The organism is Mycobacteroides sp. H003 (assembly GCF_001440135.1).
Lineage (GTDB): Bacteria > Actinomycetota > Actinomycetes > Mycobacteriales > Mycobacteriaceae > Mycobacterium > Mycobacterium gwanakae.
In genome coordinates this window covers 49,915-66,601 of sequence record NZ_LJYL01000013.1, presented here as the reverse complement: position 1 = coordinate 66,601, position 16,687 = coordinate 49,915, and the positions used below count along the sequence as shown (strand labels likewise).

The 16,687-nt window shown below is 64.2% G+C and carries 15 protein-coding genes; 9 read left to right on the top strand and 6 right to left on the bottom strand.

The window, feature by feature from the left end; translation table 11 throughout:
* Nucleotides 1-145 precede the first annotated feature (145 nt).
* From AOT87_RS10295 to AOT87_RS10280, 4 genes are read left to right on the top strand one after another with little or no spacing between them, the layout of a single operon-like run.
* On the top strand, nt 146-1,672 hold the full coding sequence (locus AOT87_RS10295) for an ABC transporter substrate-binding protein (RefSeq protein WP_081343290.1): 1,527 nt from the start codon (nt 146-148) through the stop codon (nt 1,670-1,672).
* The gene (locus AOT87_RS10290; RefSeq protein WP_057969357.1) at nt 1,669-2,694 is read left to right on the top strand and encodes an ABC transporter permease; all 1,026 of its coding nucleotides are present in this window, start codon (nt 1,669-1,671) and stop codon (nt 2,692-2,694) included. Before AOT87_RS10295 ends, AOT87_RS10290 begins: the two co-directional genes overlap by 4 nt.
* Nucleotides 2,694-3,635, top strand: a complete 942-nt coding sequence (locus AOT87_RS10285) for an ABC transporter permease (protein WP_057969358.1) — start codon at nt 2,694-2,696, stop codon at nt 3,633-3,635. Before AOT87_RS10290 ends, AOT87_RS10285 begins: the two co-directional genes overlap by 1 nt.
* Nucleotides 3,632-5,290: an ABC transporter ATP-binding protein gene (locus AOT87_RS10280; RefSeq protein ID WP_057969359.1), complete on the top strand. Its 1,659-nt coding sequence runs from the start codon at nt 3,632-3,634 to the stop codon at nt 5,288-5,290. The genes AOT87_RS10285 and AOT87_RS10280 overlap by 4 nt, the downstream gene beginning before the upstream one ends.
* Here the strand turns inward: AOT87_RS10280 and AOT87_RS10275 are convergent.
* The 3 genes from AOT87_RS10275 to AOT87_RS10265 form a co-directional block, all read right to left on the bottom strand.
* On the bottom strand, nt 5,287-7,218 hold the full coding sequence (locus AOT87_RS10275; RefSeq protein ID WP_057969360.1) for an alpha/beta fold hydrolase: 1,932 nt from the start codon (nt 7,216-7,218) through the stop codon (nt 5,287-5,289). The genes AOT87_RS10280 and AOT87_RS10275 overlap by 4 nt on opposite strands.
* A 104-nt stretch (nt 7,219-7,322) precedes the next feature.
* A complete protein-coding gene (locus AOT87_RS10270; protein WP_057969361.1) occupies nt 7,323-8,738 on the bottom strand; it encodes an amidase in 1,416 nt (471 codons plus the stop codon).
* A complete protein-coding gene (locus tag AOT87_RS10265; protein ID WP_044104496.1) occupies nt 8,735-9,358 on the bottom strand; it encodes a TetR family transcriptional regulator in 624 nt (207 codons plus the stop codon). Before AOT87_RS10265 ends, AOT87_RS10270 begins: the two co-directional genes overlap by 4 nt.
* A gap of 91 nt (nt 9,359-9,449) precedes the next feature.
* On the opposite strand from AOT87_RS10265, the gene AOT87_RS10260 reads away from it, so the two are divergent.
* The 3 genes from AOT87_RS10260 to purM are packed head-to-tail and all read left to right on the top strand — an operon-like array spanning nt 9,450 to nt 12,656.
* Nucleotides 9,450-10,457, top strand: a complete 1,008-nt coding sequence (locus AOT87_RS10260; RefSeq protein ID WP_057969362.1) for a Rieske 2Fe-2S domain-containing protein — start codon at nt 9,450-9,452, stop codon at nt 10,455-10,457.
* The gene (locus AOT87_RS10255; RefSeq protein WP_057969363.1) at nt 10,454-11,527 is read left to right on the top strand and encodes a dihydrodipicolinate reductase; all 1,074 of its coding nucleotides are present in this window, start codon (nt 10,454-10,456) and stop codon (nt 11,525-11,527) included. Before AOT87_RS10260 ends, AOT87_RS10255 begins: the two co-directional genes overlap by 4 nt.
* 49 nt (nt 11,528-11,576) lie before the next feature.
* Nucleotides 11,577-12,656, top strand: a complete 1,080-nt coding sequence (gene purM / locus AOT87_RS10250; protein WP_057969364.1) for a phosphoribosylformylglycinamidine cyclo-ligase — start codon at nt 11,577-11,579, stop codon at nt 12,654-12,656.
* 21 nt (nt 12,657-12,677) lie between these two features.
* Here purM and AOT87_RS10245 read toward each other — a convergent pair whose 3' ends face one another.
* Both AOT87_RS10245 and AOT87_RS10240 read right to left on the bottom strand, forming a co-directional pair.
* The gene (locus AOT87_RS10245) at nt 12,678-12,857 is read right to left on the bottom strand and encodes a DUF3073 domain-containing protein (protein ID WP_030094235.1); all 180 of its coding nucleotides are present in this window, start codon (nt 12,855-12,857) and stop codon (nt 12,678-12,680) included.
* 115 nt (nt 12,858-12,972) lie between these two features.
* On the bottom strand, nt 12,973-14,067 hold the full coding sequence (locus AOT87_RS10240) for a folate-binding protein YgfZ (RefSeq protein ID WP_057969365.1): 1,095 nt from the start codon (nt 14,065-14,067) through the stop codon (nt 12,973-12,975).
* Nucleotides 14,068-14,104: 37 nt separating this feature from the next.
* Here AOT87_RS10240 and AOT87_RS10235 point away from each other — a divergent pair, with 37 nt between their 5' ends.
* Complete coding sequence (locus AOT87_RS10235) at nt 14,105-14,959, top strand: aminodeoxychorismate lyase (protein ID WP_057969366.1); 855 nt, start codon at nt 14,105-14,107, stop codon at nt 14,957-14,959.
* A 290-nt stretch (nt 14,960-15,249) separates the two neighbouring features.
* On the opposite strand, the gene AOT87_RS10230 is transcribed toward AOT87_RS10235, so the two are convergent.
* Nucleotides 15,250-15,867: an FABP family protein gene (locus AOT87_RS10230; protein WP_057969367.1), complete on the bottom strand. Its 618-nt coding sequence runs from the start codon at nt 15,865-15,867 to the stop codon at nt 15,250-15,252.
* A gap of 347 nt (nt 15,868-16,214) precedes the next feature.
* On the opposite strand from AOT87_RS10230, the gene AOT87_RS10225 reads away from it, so the two are divergent.
* The gene (locus AOT87_RS10225) at nt 16,215-16,589 is read left to right on the top strand and encodes a hypothetical protein (protein ID WP_081343289.1); all 375 of its coding nucleotides are present in this window, start codon (nt 16,215-16,217) and stop codon (nt 16,587-16,589) included.
* Nucleotides 16,590-16,687: the final 98 nt, after the last annotated feature.

Genomic DNA, 16,687 nt, shown 5'->3' with positions numbered 1-16,687 from the left:
GCAACCAACCTACCTAACGCTCGCTTGGTCGGCCTTGTGACATGTATTGCACCGCACCTCAGCGGGTTGGGGCAAGTGTTGCCATACTCGTCGGATGCGCAAACTGGCCGTGGCCGCATCCGTGCTGCTCGTTGCCGGGTGTGGGGTGGGTAGGCCACCGGGAGCTGTCGACGGCGAGTACCTCACGGTGGGCACTACGGACCGCGTGTCCACCCTCGACCCGGCGGGGGCCTACGACAATGGCTCGTTTCAGGTCGAGAACCAGGTCTACCCATTTTTGATGAACTTCACCCCGGGGACCGGCGACCTCAAACCCGACTTGGCGTCATCGTGCGGCTTCAAAAACCCCACGGTATACAGCTGCACGCTCAAGCCGGGCTCCGTGTTCGCCAACGGGCACAAGCTGACGTCCTCGGATGTGAAGTATTCGTATGACCGCGAGCGCGTGATCGACGATCCCAACGGGCCGCAGTCGCTGCTGGCCAATCTCGATCGTGTTGAGACGCCCGATGACCTGACCGTCGACTTCCGGCTTAAACTCCCCAACGATCAGACGTTTCCTCAGGTGCTCGCCACCAATGCCGGACCCATCATCGATGAAGAGGTCTTCCCGGCGGACCGGCTGCTCGATGACGACGCCATCGCGCGCGCCGAGCCGTTCGCAGGCCCCTACACCATTACCTCGCACAGCAAGAACCAGCTGATCGGGCTGCGGGCCAATCCCACATACATTGGCGGACTGGGTAAGCCGCAATGGGAGCTAGTAGGTATCAAGTACTACACCGGTGGCGAGAACCTGAAGATCGACATCGAGAACCGGGCCATCGATATCGCCTACCGGAGTCTGTCCCCCAACGATATCGAGACATTGCGGGTCAATCCGCGCCTTGCCGTACATGAGGGGCCCGGTGGCGAGCTCAGGTACATCGTCTTCAATCTCAAGACCATGCCGGGCGGCACGGATGCCCAGAAGCTCGCCGTCCGCAAGGCAGTGTCCTCGTTGGTCGACCGTGAAGCACTGTCCCGCAACGTGTACAAGGGAATCTATACCCCGGCCTATTCGGTGGTGCCGGACTCCATGGCAGGTGCTACCGAATCATTCAAGACGCTCTATGGGGCCAAACCCAACGTAGATTTGGCTCGAAAGTTCTTGTCCGATGCCAAGATTTCAGTCCCGGTGCTGATTAATCTGCAGTACAACCCGGATCATTACGGCAGCAATTCATCGGAGGAGTACGCGGCGGTCAAGGGACAACTCGAGTCGTCCGGCCTTTTTCGGGTCGACTTGCAGTCGACAGAGTGGGTCGCCTACCAGGAGAGGCGGTCATCGGACTCGTATCCCGTATATCAGTTCGGTTGGTTTCCCGATTTCCCCGATCCTGACAACTATCTGACGCCATTCTTCATGCCGGACAACATGGTCGTGAACCATTTCGAGAACGACACCATCACGCGGCTCATCACCGCCGAGGCCACCGAACCTGACCGGGCCAAGCGCCTGAGCATCATCGGCCAGATCCAGGACATGATGGCACGGGACCACATTTCGACGCTGCCGCTGCTGACTGGGAAACAGATTGCGGTGTCGGTGAAGAATGTCGACGGGATCAAGCTCGGCCCCTCATTCAAATTCCAGTTCACTCCGCTGAAGAAGACAGGCAGCGCCGCATGAGCACCACGCTGCTGCGCTATCTCGGGGTACGTCTGGCACTGATCATTCCGACGGCATGGATCCTGATGACGCTGGTGTTCGTGCTCATGCGCGGTATCGGCGATCCCATCACCGCACAGGCTGGTGGGCGGCTCACACCCGCAGAGATCGCCAAACGCAAGGCCGAGGCGGGGTTCGACCGGCCCATCTGGACCCAATATTGGGAGTACCTCAGCGGCGTGCTGCGCGGGGACTTTGGGCGCACATTGACCGACAAGCGATCGATCACCGACATCATCGTGGTCAACGGTGCCGCCACCCTCGAGCTTGCCACCGGTGCGATCCTCTTGGCCCTGCTGGTGGGTATTCCCTTGGGGCGGCTGGCGGCGACGCATCGTGACAAGGTCACCGACGTGTCGTTGCGGCTGGCGGCGGTGTTCTTCTACGCGGCCCCGGTGTTCTTCGTCGCGATCCTGCTCAAGCTCTTCTTCTCGGTGAAACTGGGATGGTTGCCGGCCTCGGGGCGCAGCACCGTAGGGACCGAGATCGCGCTGGATGCCATGCCGCACCGCACCCACCTGCTGCTGGTGGACACCGTGTTGTACGGCAACAGTGGATATTTCATGGACGCGCTCAAACATTTGGTGCTACCGGTGCTGGCGCTCGGGCTGCTGACCGCGGGGGTGTTCCTGCGATTGGTGCGCGTCAATCTCCTGCAGACGTTGCGTGCGGGGTATGTGGACGCGGCCCGCGCCCGTGGGCTTTCGGAGAGAGTCGTCGTGGGGAGGCACGCCTTCCGGAACTCACTGGTGCCGGTGGTCACGGTGATGGGTATGCAGATTGCCATGCTGCTCGCCGGTGCTGTGCTGACCGAAACAGCCTTCGAATGGAATGGATTGGGCTCACAACTGGCGCACTATCTTTCGGCGCGTGACTTCGTCGCCGTGCAGGGCATCGTCACCGTGATCGCGATCATCGTCGCGGTGATGAGTTTCGTCATCGATGTGGTGGTCGCCTTTATCGACCCGAGGGTGAGGTTCTGATGACGGCATCGGTCAGGACACCTCTGGGGGACCGGCTGCGCGGCGTGCCGGGTGTGGGTCTGTTGCGTTCCACGCATGGCCTGCAGCGGTTCACACTGCTGGCCGGTCTGGTCCTGGTCGCGGTGTTCATTCTCGTTGCGATACTGGCGCCCCTGTTGGCGCCGTACGGGTTCGCCCAGACCAGTGCGGACGGTGTCGATTTTGTCCGTCAGCAGGCACCATCCTGGCAGCACTGGTTCGGGACTTCGGTGCGTGGTGAAGATGTGTTCTCGCGGGTGCTGTTCGGTGCCCGCACCGCACTGCTGGTCATAGTGACCTCGCTGGTGGTGTCCCTGCCGGTGGGCGTGGCGCTGGGTCTGACCTCCGGTTACCTGGGCGGCTGGCTGGACCGGGTGCTGGTGCTGGTGATGGACGCGCTGTACGCGATGCCCTCACTGCTGCTGGCCATCGTGGTGTCGATAGCGGTCACTGGCGGTCAATCCAGTACCGGCGGAGGCATTCTCGCCGCAGCCATTGCCATCATGGCCGTCTTCGTGCCCCAGTACTTCCGGGTGGTACGCAACGCCACCGTTGGCGTCAAACAAGAGCCGTTCGTTGACGCCGCACGGGTCACCGGTGCCAGCACTCCACGAATCCTGTTCCGGCACATCCTGTCCAATGTCACCTCGTCCCTACCGGTGATCATCACCCTCAACGGCGCCGAGGCCATCCTGACGCTGGCAGGACTGGGGTTCCTCGGCTTCGGTATCGAGCCCACCCAAGCCGCCGAATGGGGCTATGACCTGAACAAAGCGCTATCGGATGTCGCGAACGGCATTTGGTGGACGGGCGTCTTTCCCGGTACGGCGATTGTGCTGGTGGTGCTCGGGATGACGCTGGTGGGCGAGAGTCTCAACGAGATCATCAACCCGCTCCTGCGGACCAGGCGGGGGGAAGCATGAGCGAGAAGGAACCGTTGGCTGCTCTGTCGTTCCGGTCGCTATCGGTGACCTTCAGCACCGACAGCGGCTCCGTAGCCGCCGTCGAAGATGTGTCATTCGACGTCAGGCCGGGAGAGGTGCTGGCAGTCGTCGGGGAGTCGGGCTCGGGCAAGTCGGTGTCCTCGCGTACTGCCATCCGGCTGCTCCCCGAGACCGCGCGCATTACCGGTTCAGTCCTGCTCGACGGCCGCGACGTGACCACGTTGTCGGCTCGCGAGCTGACAGCTATGCGCGGCAAGGACATCGCCATGGTTTTCCAGGAGCCGGGTGCGGCACTGGATCCACTGTTCACCATCGGATACCAAGTGAGTGAGGCAGTCCGCGCGCACTCGGATATGACACGCGCACAGGCCCGCGCACGTGTCATCGAACTACTGAAGCTTGTACAGCTGCCCGATCCGGAGCGTCGTTACGACTGCTATCCGCATCAGCTCTCCGGTGGCCAGAAACAGCGCGTGGTCATCGCGATCGCCATCGCGTGTGACCCCACGGTCATCATCGCCGATGAACCGACCACGGCCCTGGACGTGACGGTGCAGGCCGAAATCCTGGAACTCCTCAGAGATCTGCGTGACAGAATCGGCAGTGCGATCGTGCTCATCACCCACAACATGGGTGTGGTGGCCGATATCGCGGACCGAGTCGTCGTCATGAAACAGGGGAAGGTCGTCGAAATAGCGCCGGTGGAACAGCTTTTCGCTGAACCCGCCGAACCGTACACCCGGGCCTTGCTGGCGGCGGTCCCGCACCTGGGGCAGGGAGATCCCGAACATGCTCCCACCCAGGCCGGGGAACCGGCCGAGCCTGTCCTGGAGGTGTCCGGACTGGTCGTGGAATTCCCCGGCCTGTTGGGTCGCTCGTCCTTCCGTGCGGTCGATGATGTGAGCTTCAGTATCGGTCGTGGGAAAACCCTCGGGCTGGTGGGGGAGTCGGGCTCCGGAAAGTCGACCATCGGGCGATGCGTGGCCGCGCTGCAGCAGCCTGCCTCGGGTTCGGTGCGGATGCTCGGGCAGGAGCTTGTGGGCATGAGCCAACGCAAGCTGCGTCCGCTGCGCGCCAAGTTCGGGTTCGTCTTTCAGGACCCCGCAACCTCGCTGAATCCGAAAATGCGTGTGGGTGACTGTATTGCCGAGCCCATGCGGGTACACCGATACGGCGATCAGCGCAAGATTCTCACCCGCGTGGCCGAGTTGATCGATGCCGTACAGCTTCCGGCCGGCACGGAAAACCGTTATCCCCATGAACTGTCCGGGGGGCAACGCCAGCGTGCCAACCTGGCCCGGGCGCTTGCCCTGGGACCCGACCTGTTGGTCGCCGACGAGCCCACCAGCGCGCTTGACGTGTCCGTGCAGGCGGCCGTCCTGGACCTGTTCGAGGAACTACAGCGTCAGTGGCAGTTCGCCTGCCTGTTCATCAGTCACGATCTGGCCGTGGTGGATCGACTGGCCGACGAGGTTGCGGTGCTGCGCCATGGTGTCCTGGAAGAGTTGGGTCCGCGCCGCGAGATTCTGCATAACCCCACCACCGAATACACCCGCACATTGGTGGCCGCGGTGCCGGTTCCGGATCCGAGAGAGCAACGCGAGCGCCAACGTAGTCGCCAACGCAGCCTTTAAGAGTTGCCCGCGGCGTGTTCGTGGGACGGCCCGTCCGTGGACTTCTTGTGGTTGCCGGAATCCGGGCTGGAGCCCGCACCCGAATGTCCCGCCTTGCTGTCGCCGCTACCCGCTGCCGATCTAGGGCCTGATCCCGACGTGCTTGTGGTCGCCTTCGGTGTGGAGGACTGTTGCCCGCCGAGGCTGCTCGATGATCCGGTGCGTGTGGAGGTGCCGTTGGTGGCGTGCACCCCGGTGCCGGTGCTTGTGGTCGCCGTGCCGCTCGTCGCGCTATCCGTCGACGACGTCGCCGTCTTCGAGGCCTTCGTAGACGGCGAATCGGTTGCGGTGCCGCCAGTCGGGTGCTCTGCGGGTTTGGTACCCGTCGTTGTCCCGCTGCGCTCGGCCACCCCATTGGCGCCGATGCCGATTTTCGGTGTGATTCCCGTGGGCTGGGGCACCGAAGGCTTCTGGTCTGCCTTGATGGGGTGATCCGCCGGTGCGGAGCTCTTGGAGCTCGGCGCCCGTTCGGCCGGGCTGTTGGCGACCGTCACACCGTGCGCTTCGCTGATGGAGACCGATTGGCCGTTGCGCTTCAGCGTGACATCGCGCCCCGCCACCGCGAGGGTCGCTCCCGAGGGCGTGGTGACCGTGGTGCCGGTGACAGACTTACCAACCGGTTCACGAGATTGCTTGGCAGGGTTCTGTTGTGCAGTCCCGGGTTGCTCGTCGATGGTCGCGACGACCTTCCCGCCTTCGGACACGGTTGTCGTGCCACCGTCCCGGGTGAGCGTGGTACCCGGATTGGCCTTGACCTGATCGGCCGTGCGCGGCGCCGACTGGCTGGACTTGAGGTAATTGGTCACCGCTGAGATGACGTCTCCGGTGTTCAGGCCGTGGTCTACCGCCCCATCTCGCGGCACGCCGGGCAAGGAATGTACTTCCATGTTGACCGCGGTGGAACCCGGTGCCGCTGTGATGAATTGAGCTCGGTACGGCGTGGCCACCACATCGTCCTTGGTGCTCACCACCAGATAGTCGACACCAGGTTTGGTGTCCGGAAGTTTGTCGAGCTTCTCAAGAAATCGGCTGCCGACGGTTTGTTGCGCTAACGACGGCCACGCCAATGTGCTTGCGGCCGTGTAGATCACGTCTTTGACGGGCTTCCAGCCGTTGATATCGACGGAATTGCCCACGGGGCCGATGAAGTCCGCAAGCCCGCTGAAGGTGGTGCCGTGAGTCGACGGCGCCAACTGAACGACGTTGGCGACCCTGTCAGATTTGTCCTGCGCCACGAAATTCTTGATCAGGAGGCCGCCCTGTGAGTGGCCCACCAGGTCTACCTTGCCCGCGCCGGTTCGGTCCAAGACTGTCGCTACTTCGTCGGCGAGTTGTTGGGTGGACACCTCGACGTCACCGAATCCGCGCAGCCCGATCTTTTGTCCGATCGACCCGACGAGACCCTGGAATCCCTTCTGTCCGTATTCGAAAGTGAATGCCTTCATTCCGGCATCGTGCAGGCTTGTCGTCATCGCGTCCCAGTACTTTTGATTCTCGGCGGTCCCGTGTACCAAGACCACCGGGATACTCCCGGGTGTGGGGCTGCCGGTTTCGGAGGGGGACGTGAGGGATTCGGACGTGATGACCGCGTCGAGTCCCCGGCCGTTCTCGCCCGGGTTCAGTGCGACGGTGGCGCGCCGGGTGATCGTCAAGGATTCCAGAGGTGTCGAGCTGGAGGTCAGGGAGATGAAGCCCGATTCGACCGTCAGTGTCACCGGACCGGACACGGACTGCTGGGGCCTCACCCGCAGGGCAGCGGGCGTCCCGTCTGTGACAACCAATGATGCGACCATGGATGTGGCCAGCAGGACGAGCAGCCTGCCAGCACGCGGGTGATGTGAAGACGGATTCCGGAGGTCACTGCTCGCGCGGTGCGACGCCGTCGGCATGAAGACGACGGTAGGTGTTCAACCGGCCGATCGCATGTCGAGAACGCCAATTTTGTTGCAACACTGGCAGTTTGTGACTGGCATCACGGTGGGCGTGCGGTCGGCTAGCCCAGAAGCGAGAAGGGCCGCGCCTCCTCGATCTCCAATGCCAACTCGAGCAACGTGCGCTCACTGCCGCGACGGCCACTGAACATGACCCCGATAGGCAGGCCGTCGGGATCCTGGCCGAGCGGCAGCGATATCGCCGGAGCACCGGATGCGTTGTGCACCGGAGTGAATCCCACATAGGAGCTCAGCTTGTCCAGCAACACCTCGGGATCCTGGTCGGGGGTGAGGTACCCGATCCGCGGCGTGGTGTGGGTCAGCACCGGAGTGAGCACCGCGTCGATGCCGGTGGTAAATCCTCGCTCGTACACCCGGGCCGATGCGGCCAGCCGGGCCAAGAACAGCGGCGTGCGATACGACCGCCGGACAAACCTGCGGCTGAGCCCGACCGTGAGCGGATCCAGCCGGGAGGCGTCGAACCCGTCGAATAACCGGGGGCCGCCCTTGGCGACCGCGAACGCCAAGAAGGACCAGTAATCCTCGAAGTCGACCTTGAAAGAGGGCAGGACCGCCGGTGCGTACGGCTCGACGGTGTGGCCAAGGGATTCAAGCAATTCCGCCGCGGAATTCACCGCTTGCCGGGTCGCGGTATCCGTGGCCGGAGTGAACGGGGAATCCATGCACAACCCGATGCGCAGCCGCTGCTGCACCGGGCGATCCACGCGGCCGATCGGCGTCAGCTTGGAGTTGCGATAGTGCAGCTCGGCCGCCTCGAAGAACCGTGCGCAGTCGCGGACGCTGCGCACCAGCACCCCGTCGGCGACGATCTTCACGGGCGCTGAGCTGCTCGACGGATCGCCCAAAAGCCTTCCGCGACTGGGTTTGAGGCCTACCAGACCGCAGGCCGCCGCCGGAATCCGGATGGAACCGCCGCCGTCGTTACCGTGGGCGATCGGTACCACCCCGGCGGCCACCAGTGCCGCCGAGCCGCCCGAGGATCCTCCGGCCGAGAAGTCGGTATGCCAGGGGTTGCGGGTGACCGAGCCGCCCGAACGTTCCGTACTGGCCGACCAGCCGTATTCGGGCATGGTTGTCGATGCGATAGGGACCAACCCGGTGCTGAGGAACTGCTGCGTGAATGGTCCGTCTGCGGTCTGCAGTATCGGTGTAATCGCCGCGGAGCCTTCGGTCAGCGGCATGCCCGCGACATGGATGTTGCACTTTGTCGCGGTGGGCACGCCCCGAAAAGCGGCGAAGTCTTCGGCGGCATCCTCGATCTGTTGTGCGCGTTCCCGTGCCCGCGGAAAATCCTTGAACTCGACCGCATTGAGCGCAGGGTTGACGCGCTCCAGGCGCACGATGGCGGCGTCGGCACACTCTGCGGCGGTGACCTCTCCCGAGGCGATCCGCTCCGCGACCCCGGTGGCATCCAGGTCGCCCAGGGCGTCCTCGGTGAATGCGTGCACGCGTGTCATGCGTGACCTCCTAAGTAGGCGACGATCGCGTTGGTCAGCCCTCGGCGGGCCTCCTCCAGATCCGAATAGGTTCCCAGCTGCTTTTCCGACACAAGTCCACGCATGGCACCGGGAATGAAGGCTGCCACCTCGCGCACCCGGACGGGATCCACATCCAAGCCGTCGAACGCCAGTTGACACGCCCGCGCCCAACGATGCTTCCATGAGGCCAGCTCGGCGGCGGTATGGGGGTACAGCCGTTCCAACTCGGCAGATTCATGGGGCAGTGCCCGGCGCAGGTTCTCGATGGCCCGGGAGTCAGGCGACGTCAACCCTCGATAGAGGGTTTCGACGATCTTGCTGACCCGGCGATCCAGCGGGCCTTCGGGATCGGACCGCCACGGCTGGTCGCCGCGACGCTCGGCGGTGCGCTGCAACACCGCAGCCCACAGGCCGTCGATATCACCGAACTGGTACTTCACCGCGCCCCAGGTGGCACCGCACTCCTTGGCGATTCTGTTCGCCGACACGGCGGTGGGATCACCCGAGGCAAGTACCCGCAGCGCGGCATCGAGCATGCTCTCCCGGGTCGCCAGGCCGCGACGGTTGGCGCGCCGCCCCGTGGCTACCCCTTCGCTCATCTCAGTGATGCTAGCCGCCGAAGAATTTTTCATAGAAGTCTCTGTGAAAAATGCGCGGAGTGGATTACTGTCGCCGCGTAGGGAGGTGCCGATGCCGAAGCCGCCGTTGTCGATGAAGCCCACGGGATGGTTCCAGGTCGCATGGTCGGCGGAGATCGCCGTCGGTGCCGTGCACCGGATGACCTACTTCGGGCGCGAGATGGTGGCCTGGCGCGCGCACTCGGGTGAACTCGCCGTCATGGATGCCTACTGCGAGCACCTCGGCGCGCACCTCGGGCACGGTGGACATGTCGAGGGCGATCGCATCGTCTGTCCCTTTCACGGCTGGGAATGGAACCGCGACGGCAAGAACGTGTGCATCCCCTACGAAAAGCGGCCGAATCCGTTGCGGCGCATCAGAAGCTACCCGGTCATCGAACGCAACGAGGCCGTGTACATCTGGCACGACGTCGATGGCCTCGACCCGTATTTCGACGTCCCGGACGTCTTCACCGGATTCGAAGACGGCAGCAGCGCCCGGGACTACTACCCGGGATATCCGCACAGCACCCTGTATCGCGAACGCCTCCAACTACATCCGCAGTACGTTCTCGAAAACGGCGTTGACTTCGCGCATTTCAAATACGTGCACAAAACTCCCTTCATTCCGAAGTTCACCCGGCAGGAGTTCGAGCGGCCCGTCTCCTATGTCGACTTCACCATCGCCTTCGACGAGGTGCCGGGCATGTCTGCCGAAGACATGAGAAGTGGTGTGCGGGCCATCAACGGCGGACTGGGTGTCGCCGTTACCAAGAGCTGGGGGATGATCGACAACCGCACCGTCTCGGCGGTGACCCCCGTCGACGACGAGACCTGTGACGTCAGATTCACCGTCTTCATCGGAAGGCCGCGCGAGGGGGAGCCCGGCGGCGCGGCGGAACCCCCGCAGAACGCAAAGGCCTTTGCGCAGGCCATCATCGACCAGTTCCTCGCCGATATCCACATCTGGTCGCATCAGCGTTACTCGGACCCGCCCGCGCTGGTGCGGGCCGAATACGAAGGCTTCATCGCCCTGCGGAAATGGGCGGCCCAGTTCTATCCGGAGGATGTCCGAGCATGAGTGGAATCAGGGTCTTTCAGGTGGCGACTGGAAACGTCGGCACTGAGATGATCAAACGTATCGCCCGGCATCCCGACCTCGAGCTGGCCGGATTGCATTGTTACTCAAGAGAAAAGGTTGGCCGAGACGCCGGTGAGTTGGTGGGTCTGGAAGCCAATGGCGTGATCGCCACCGGTACCGTCGAAGAGATCATTGCCGCCAAACCCGATGTGCTGACCTTCCACGGTGTGTTCCCCGACGAGGATCTCTATGTGAAGGTGCTCGAGGCGGGCATCGACATCGTCACCACCGCCGACTGGATCACCGGACACCACCGCGACCAGAACCACCCGCATCCGTCGGGGCGGCCGACAACCGAGGTGCTGCAAGATGCGTGCGAGCGTGGCGGATCCACCTTCTATGGCACCGGGATGAACCCGGGGCTCACGCAGATCCTGGGCGTCATCCACTCCTGTGATGTCGCGGAGATCGAAAACGTGACGGTCATCGAATCGGTGGATGTGTCCTGTCATCACTCGGTGGACTCCTGGGAGATGGTCGGGTACGGACGCCCCATCGAAGACCCGGAGATCCCGGCACTCCTGGAGAAGGGCACCCGTGTCTTCGCCGACGGCGTGTACCTGATGGCCGACTGTTTCGGCCTCGAGCTCGACGACGTCACGTTTTCCTATGAGCTGGGCGCGTGCACCGAAGATATCGACCTCGGTTGGTACCGATTGCCCAAGGGCTCCCTGGGTGCCAATTACCTGAAGTATCAGGGGATTGTGGGCGGCATTCCCAAGGTCGAGGTGCATGTCGAATGGCAGATGACCCCCAAGACGCAGCCGCATTGGAACGTCAAGGGCTGCTACATCACAAAGATCCAGGGTGACCCCTGCGTGTACAGCAAACACATGGTCATTCCCCGGCCTGGCACCGATTTCTCCGACCCGGCCGCCTTCGCATCTGTCGGAATGACCGTCACCGGGCTGCCCGCGCTCAACGCCATCCGGAGCGTCATCGATGCCCCGCCCGGCATCCTCACCTCGGCCGACCTGCCGCTGCGTGGATTCGCGGGACGGTTCAAGTAGGGCTGTGCGGACACCGCTGCCAGCTGGGACAGGTAGCCTAAGGCCCGATATGAGCGAGCGAGCCGACAAACCCAGTAACTCGTACGCCGCGGCCGGTGTGGATATCGAAGCCGGCGACCGGGCGGTCGAGCTGTTCAAGAAATCCGTCGCCAAGACCCACCGCCCCGAGGTGCTGGGGGGTATCGGCGGCTTCGCCGGGCTGTTCGCCCTCAAGGGCGGGTACCGCGAGCCAGTGCTCGCGGCCTCCACCGATGGCGTCGGCACCAAGATCGCCGTCGCGCAGGCCATGGACAAACGCGACACCGTCGGCCTGGACCTGGTGGCCATGGTCGTCGATGACCTCGTGGTGTGCGGTGCCGAGCCGCTCTTCCTGCAGGACTACATCGCCGTCGGCAAGGTGGTGCCCGAACGCGTCAGTGAGCTGGTCGCCGGCATCGCCGAAGGATGCGCCATTGCAGGCTGCGCGCTGCTCGGTGGCGAGACCGCCGAGCATCCGGGTCTGATGGCTCCCGATGATTTCGACCTGTCGGCCACCGGTGTCGGCATCGTCGAAGCGGACCGGGTGCTGGGACCCGACCGGGTGCGTCCGGGCGATGTCGTGATCGCGATGAGGTCCTCGGGCCTGCATTCCAACGGGTACTCATTGGCGCGGCACGTGCTGCTGGAGATCGACCGGATGGACCTGTTCGGCCAGGTCGAGGAGTTCGGCCGCACCCTCGGCGAGGAACTCCTCGAGCCCACTCGCATCTACGCCAAGGACTGCCTGGCGCTGGCGGCCGAGACCGAGGTGCGGACCTTCTGCCATGTCACCGGTGGCGGACTCGCAGGCAACCTGGCCCGGGTCATTCCCGACGGATTGGTCGCCGAGCTCGAGCGCGGTAGTTGGACCCCGGGCCCGATCTTCGCGATGATCGCCCAGCGCGGCCGGATCGAGCGTGCCGAGATGGAGAAGACCTTCAACATGGGCGTCGGTATGGTCGCCGTCGTCGCACCCGAAGACGTGGACAGGGCGCTCGCCGTCCTGACCGCACGGCACATCGACTGCTGGACCCTCGGCACGATCAAGAAGTCGGGCAAGGATTCGAGCAGCGAAAATGCGGTGCTGGTGGGCCAGCACCCGAGGTTCTAGGGAGAAGAGATACCTGGAGCCCTAGCGGCGCCAGGCGTCCTCGTCTTCAGTCCAGCGATCGCCGGTGCGGTCATCGTCCGGCTGAGATACCGGAGCCCCCGAAAGCTCACGGCGGAGTTGCTCGAGATCCGTGTTAGGAGAGCTGTATTTCAGCTCGCGAGCAACCTTGGTCTGCTTTGCCTTTGCCCGGCCGCGGCCCATGGGGGAACCCCCTCGCGCAATAGCGGAGCGGCCCGATTTCAGGGCGGCTCCGGTGGAGTTTGTTTATCGATCCTGACGATAGTTTAGCGTGCCGATCCACCAACTGCTGCACGCCCTAACCGCCCGGTTGGGCCGAACCTTGTCGCAGACGGTTGACCGCCTCGCGTCCAGGCTGCTGACCATGCAGTTCGGGCAGTAGATCGAGGTCGATCGCGGCCGCCGCCGGCCCGGCCGTGAGGGGCGTCTGATCGCCCTTGGCGAGGGCCTCGACCACCGGACGTTTGAGCAGAGCCAGGGCTATGGGGCCCAGGTCAACATGGTCGACCACCGAGCCCACCCGGCCCACCGAACGCCCGCCGGCAGCCACCTCGTCACCGGGGGATGGGCGATCGGCAGAGCCATCAAGATGTAGCAACACCAGCACCCGTGGTGGCTTGCCCAGATTGTGGACCCGGGCCACGGTCTCCTGCCCGCGGTAGCAGCCCTTGGCCAGATGGACGGCTCGGGGATCGTCGTCGACCGCGATCCACGCCACCTCATGCGGGATGGTCCGCTCGTCGGTGTCCAGGGAGAGTCGTGGCCGCGCGGCGGCGACGCGAAGCGCCTCGAATGCCCACAGTCCGGCGGGGCGTAGGCCAAGGCGTTCGGGGAGCTCGTGACCGGGGGGCACCAGCAGGTCGAATGTCGCATCGGGCAGTGGCCACGGCATGCGCCTGATGAGGCCGCCGCCGGGCAGCGCGACCGCACGGTCGAATCCGGGGAGCGCCGTGATGCCCAGCTTTCCGGCCAGGCCGGAGGTGTCCGGTCCCAGCAGGGTGAAGAGCGTCAGTTCGGACGACGAGACCTCGACCTTCGCCCAGAACACCATCTTGGTGAGGAAATCCTTTAGTGCCTGGCCCCGCCATGGCTCGGTATCCAGATACGTGACGCCGTCCAGATCGGTTTGCACCCAGTGGTCCTCCACACGTCCCTGCCCGTCGAGACTGAGGTTCTCGCGCGTCTGGCCGTCCTGCAGATCGGCGACATGCTGACTGGAGATCGTGTGCAACCAGCTCAGCCGTTCGGCGCCGGTCAGGGTGATGACGGGACGCGTCGATCGATCGACAAGAACGGCACCGGTCAGGGCGGCCCGCTGCTCGCCGAGGGGGTCGCCGTAGTGCCACACCGCACCGGTGTCGGGGTTACCTTCAGGGACGTAGATGGCCGTCATGATGTTTTCAACTCTACGACCGCTAATCTCATTGCCCATGGCGGTAGCGGTGCTGGTCACACTCGACGGTGAAGTGCACGACCCGACGGTGCCGTTGTTGTATGCCGATGAGCTCGCCGCCGTTCGTGGCGATGGCGCGTTCGAGACGCTGTTGGTGCGCGGCGGTGTCGTCTGCAAGCTGGAGGCGCATCTGGACCGGATGGCCGCGTCGGCCGCAGCGATGGATCTATCCGAACCTGATCGGCCCGCCTGGCGCACGGCGGTAGAGATTGGTGTGCGGCAATGGAACTCGACATCAAGCGCGGATGCGATGCTACGCCTGGTGTACACCCGTGGGCGTGAAAGCGGCGGGGGTGCAACGGCATATCTGACCATAGCGCCGGTGCCCGAGCGGTCGCTGCTGGCGCGTCGCGATGGCGTCTCGGTGATCACCCTGGATCGTGGGCTGCCCGCGCAGCCCGTCGATCCGCTGCCCTGGTTGCTGTCGGGGGCCAAGACATTGTCCTACGCAGTCAACATGTCCGCCCTGCGGTACGCCGAAACTCAAGGGGCTCAGGACGTCATCTTCGTCAGTTCGGACGGATTCGTGCTGGAGGGCCCGCGCTCGACGGTCATCGTGGACACCGGTGACGCACTGGTCACCCCTTTTCCGGAGCACGGAATCTTGCACGGAACCACTCAGCGCGCGCTCTTCGAAGTGGCTGCGGCCGAGGGCATCCCGTGCCGGTACGAGGCCGTGAAGCCCGCTGATCTAGTTGCTGCCCAAGATGTTTGGATGCTGGCCAGCATCACGCTTGCGGCCCGGGTGCGCACGCTCGACGGTGCCGACCGCCCCGCGGGGCCACTGGCAGCGCGGCTGCCCGAGCTGGTCGACAAGGCCATCAGGCTCTAGTTCTGATCGCCGCAGAATAAATCGTTTGTCGCACACGCTCTTGCGTCGTACCGTCGTCGGTACACAAGGAAGGAGGTGGTCCGACAAATTGATTGCTTATTGGACATGTGAGGTGGCTGCTCGCTAGCTGCAGCCATGTGCTGCGGTGGACAAATCCACGGCAGCCACCCGGCCCCCGAACCCTCGATTAGTCCGATCGAGCCGAACGGTTCGGGGGCCGCCCCCTTTCTGGGGACGGCCGGAAAGGCGTCACCGAGGTACCCGGCTGCGAGCCGATAGGCGGGGAAGTTCTAGCCCGCGAAACGTGACAACCGCGCCGACAGATGCGGTGACAGACCGCCGTCGGCACCCACCCGCTCCTCGACATAGGCCAGGTCGCCACCGTCGACGATGCCGTACAGACGCTTGGCCCCGCCGATCAGTGCTCCGGACTTGCTTCGGGCCAGCGCATCGGTGACCAACTCCCAGGACGAGGCGTTGCGCGGATGACCGTAGAACAACTCGACGAAACCCGCGGCATGTGCCAGCACCAGCTCAATGGCCTGCTTTTCGTCGGGATCATCGGGATCGGGCGCGAACCGCCAGAAGCCGCTCTCGCGCAGGGTCAGCCGCTCGAACTGCCCGTTGGCATCCAGGCGCCATGACCGCGAATCCCACGTGAGGTAGTCGCTGCCGTCGTGGGCGACGACGATCTGCTGTCCAAAGCGGTAGTCGCCGTCGCCATCCCGGCCTTCGCCCTCGCCGCGCCACACCCCGACCAGGGGCAGCAGCGCAAGCATCGCCTGGTTGAGGTCCGGGCCCTCGCGCAGGTTCGCGGTATCGGCAGGGGCAGGAAGGTCTTGAAAAGTGGGGACGTTCCGGCCCACCGATGGCCGCGGCTCGGCGGCGGTCGGATCTGGTTCCGTCACGACTCGTCGGTGATCAGCCGGTACAGCGCGTACAGCGCGAACCAGGTGATGACGAGCACCGCGGCCACCAACATGATCTCGAAGAAGAGCACCACGGAAAGGGAGCTTACCTGGGACAACGGTGTGACCCACAACTCGCCGGGTAACGTCAGATCCAGCTACCACGATGGAGGGGTGTGAGGATCTTGCGGAGGCGATTTTTATCTGCGTTTTTCGCGCCCTTTGTGGTGTCTACGGGGCTTGTCGCTGCGCCCATAGCGAACGCGCAACCACCCAAGTTTCCGGACGTCGACGCCTATCCCGCGGTCGACCTCGGCGACTACCAGGTGATAGGCGCGCACCCGAGCATGTCGGGCTGGGTGTTCAGCACTCCCGGCGGCCTGGCCTGCCAGAGCAGCATGATCGCGGATCTGGGGGTGTCGTGCACCGGGCGGATCGTGGGAGCCGGCCAGGGCATGAACTCGGTGGCGGTGTCATTGACCAAGCCGGGTCTCATCGCCCAGTACGACCAGACGCCCGACGATCGCGCCTACCCGCTGTTGCCGACCGGGTCCAAGATCGCGCCGGGTAACGGCGTTGTTTGTGCGGTCATCGCCGAGGATGCGCTGGCTTGCCAGGCCAAGAAACCCGATTCCTGGGCAAAGGACACTCCGGATCCGCCGGACCGGCATTACGGCGAGCACGGATTCGTCGTGCAGCCCTCCGGCAGCTGGTCCTACTAGCGCACGCTCCCGATCTTTGGGGGTAATCCCCCATGAACATTGGGTGTCCGTCTGGATGCCCGCTGCCGGTACACGCAGGACGATTGCCCGGTGGGCGT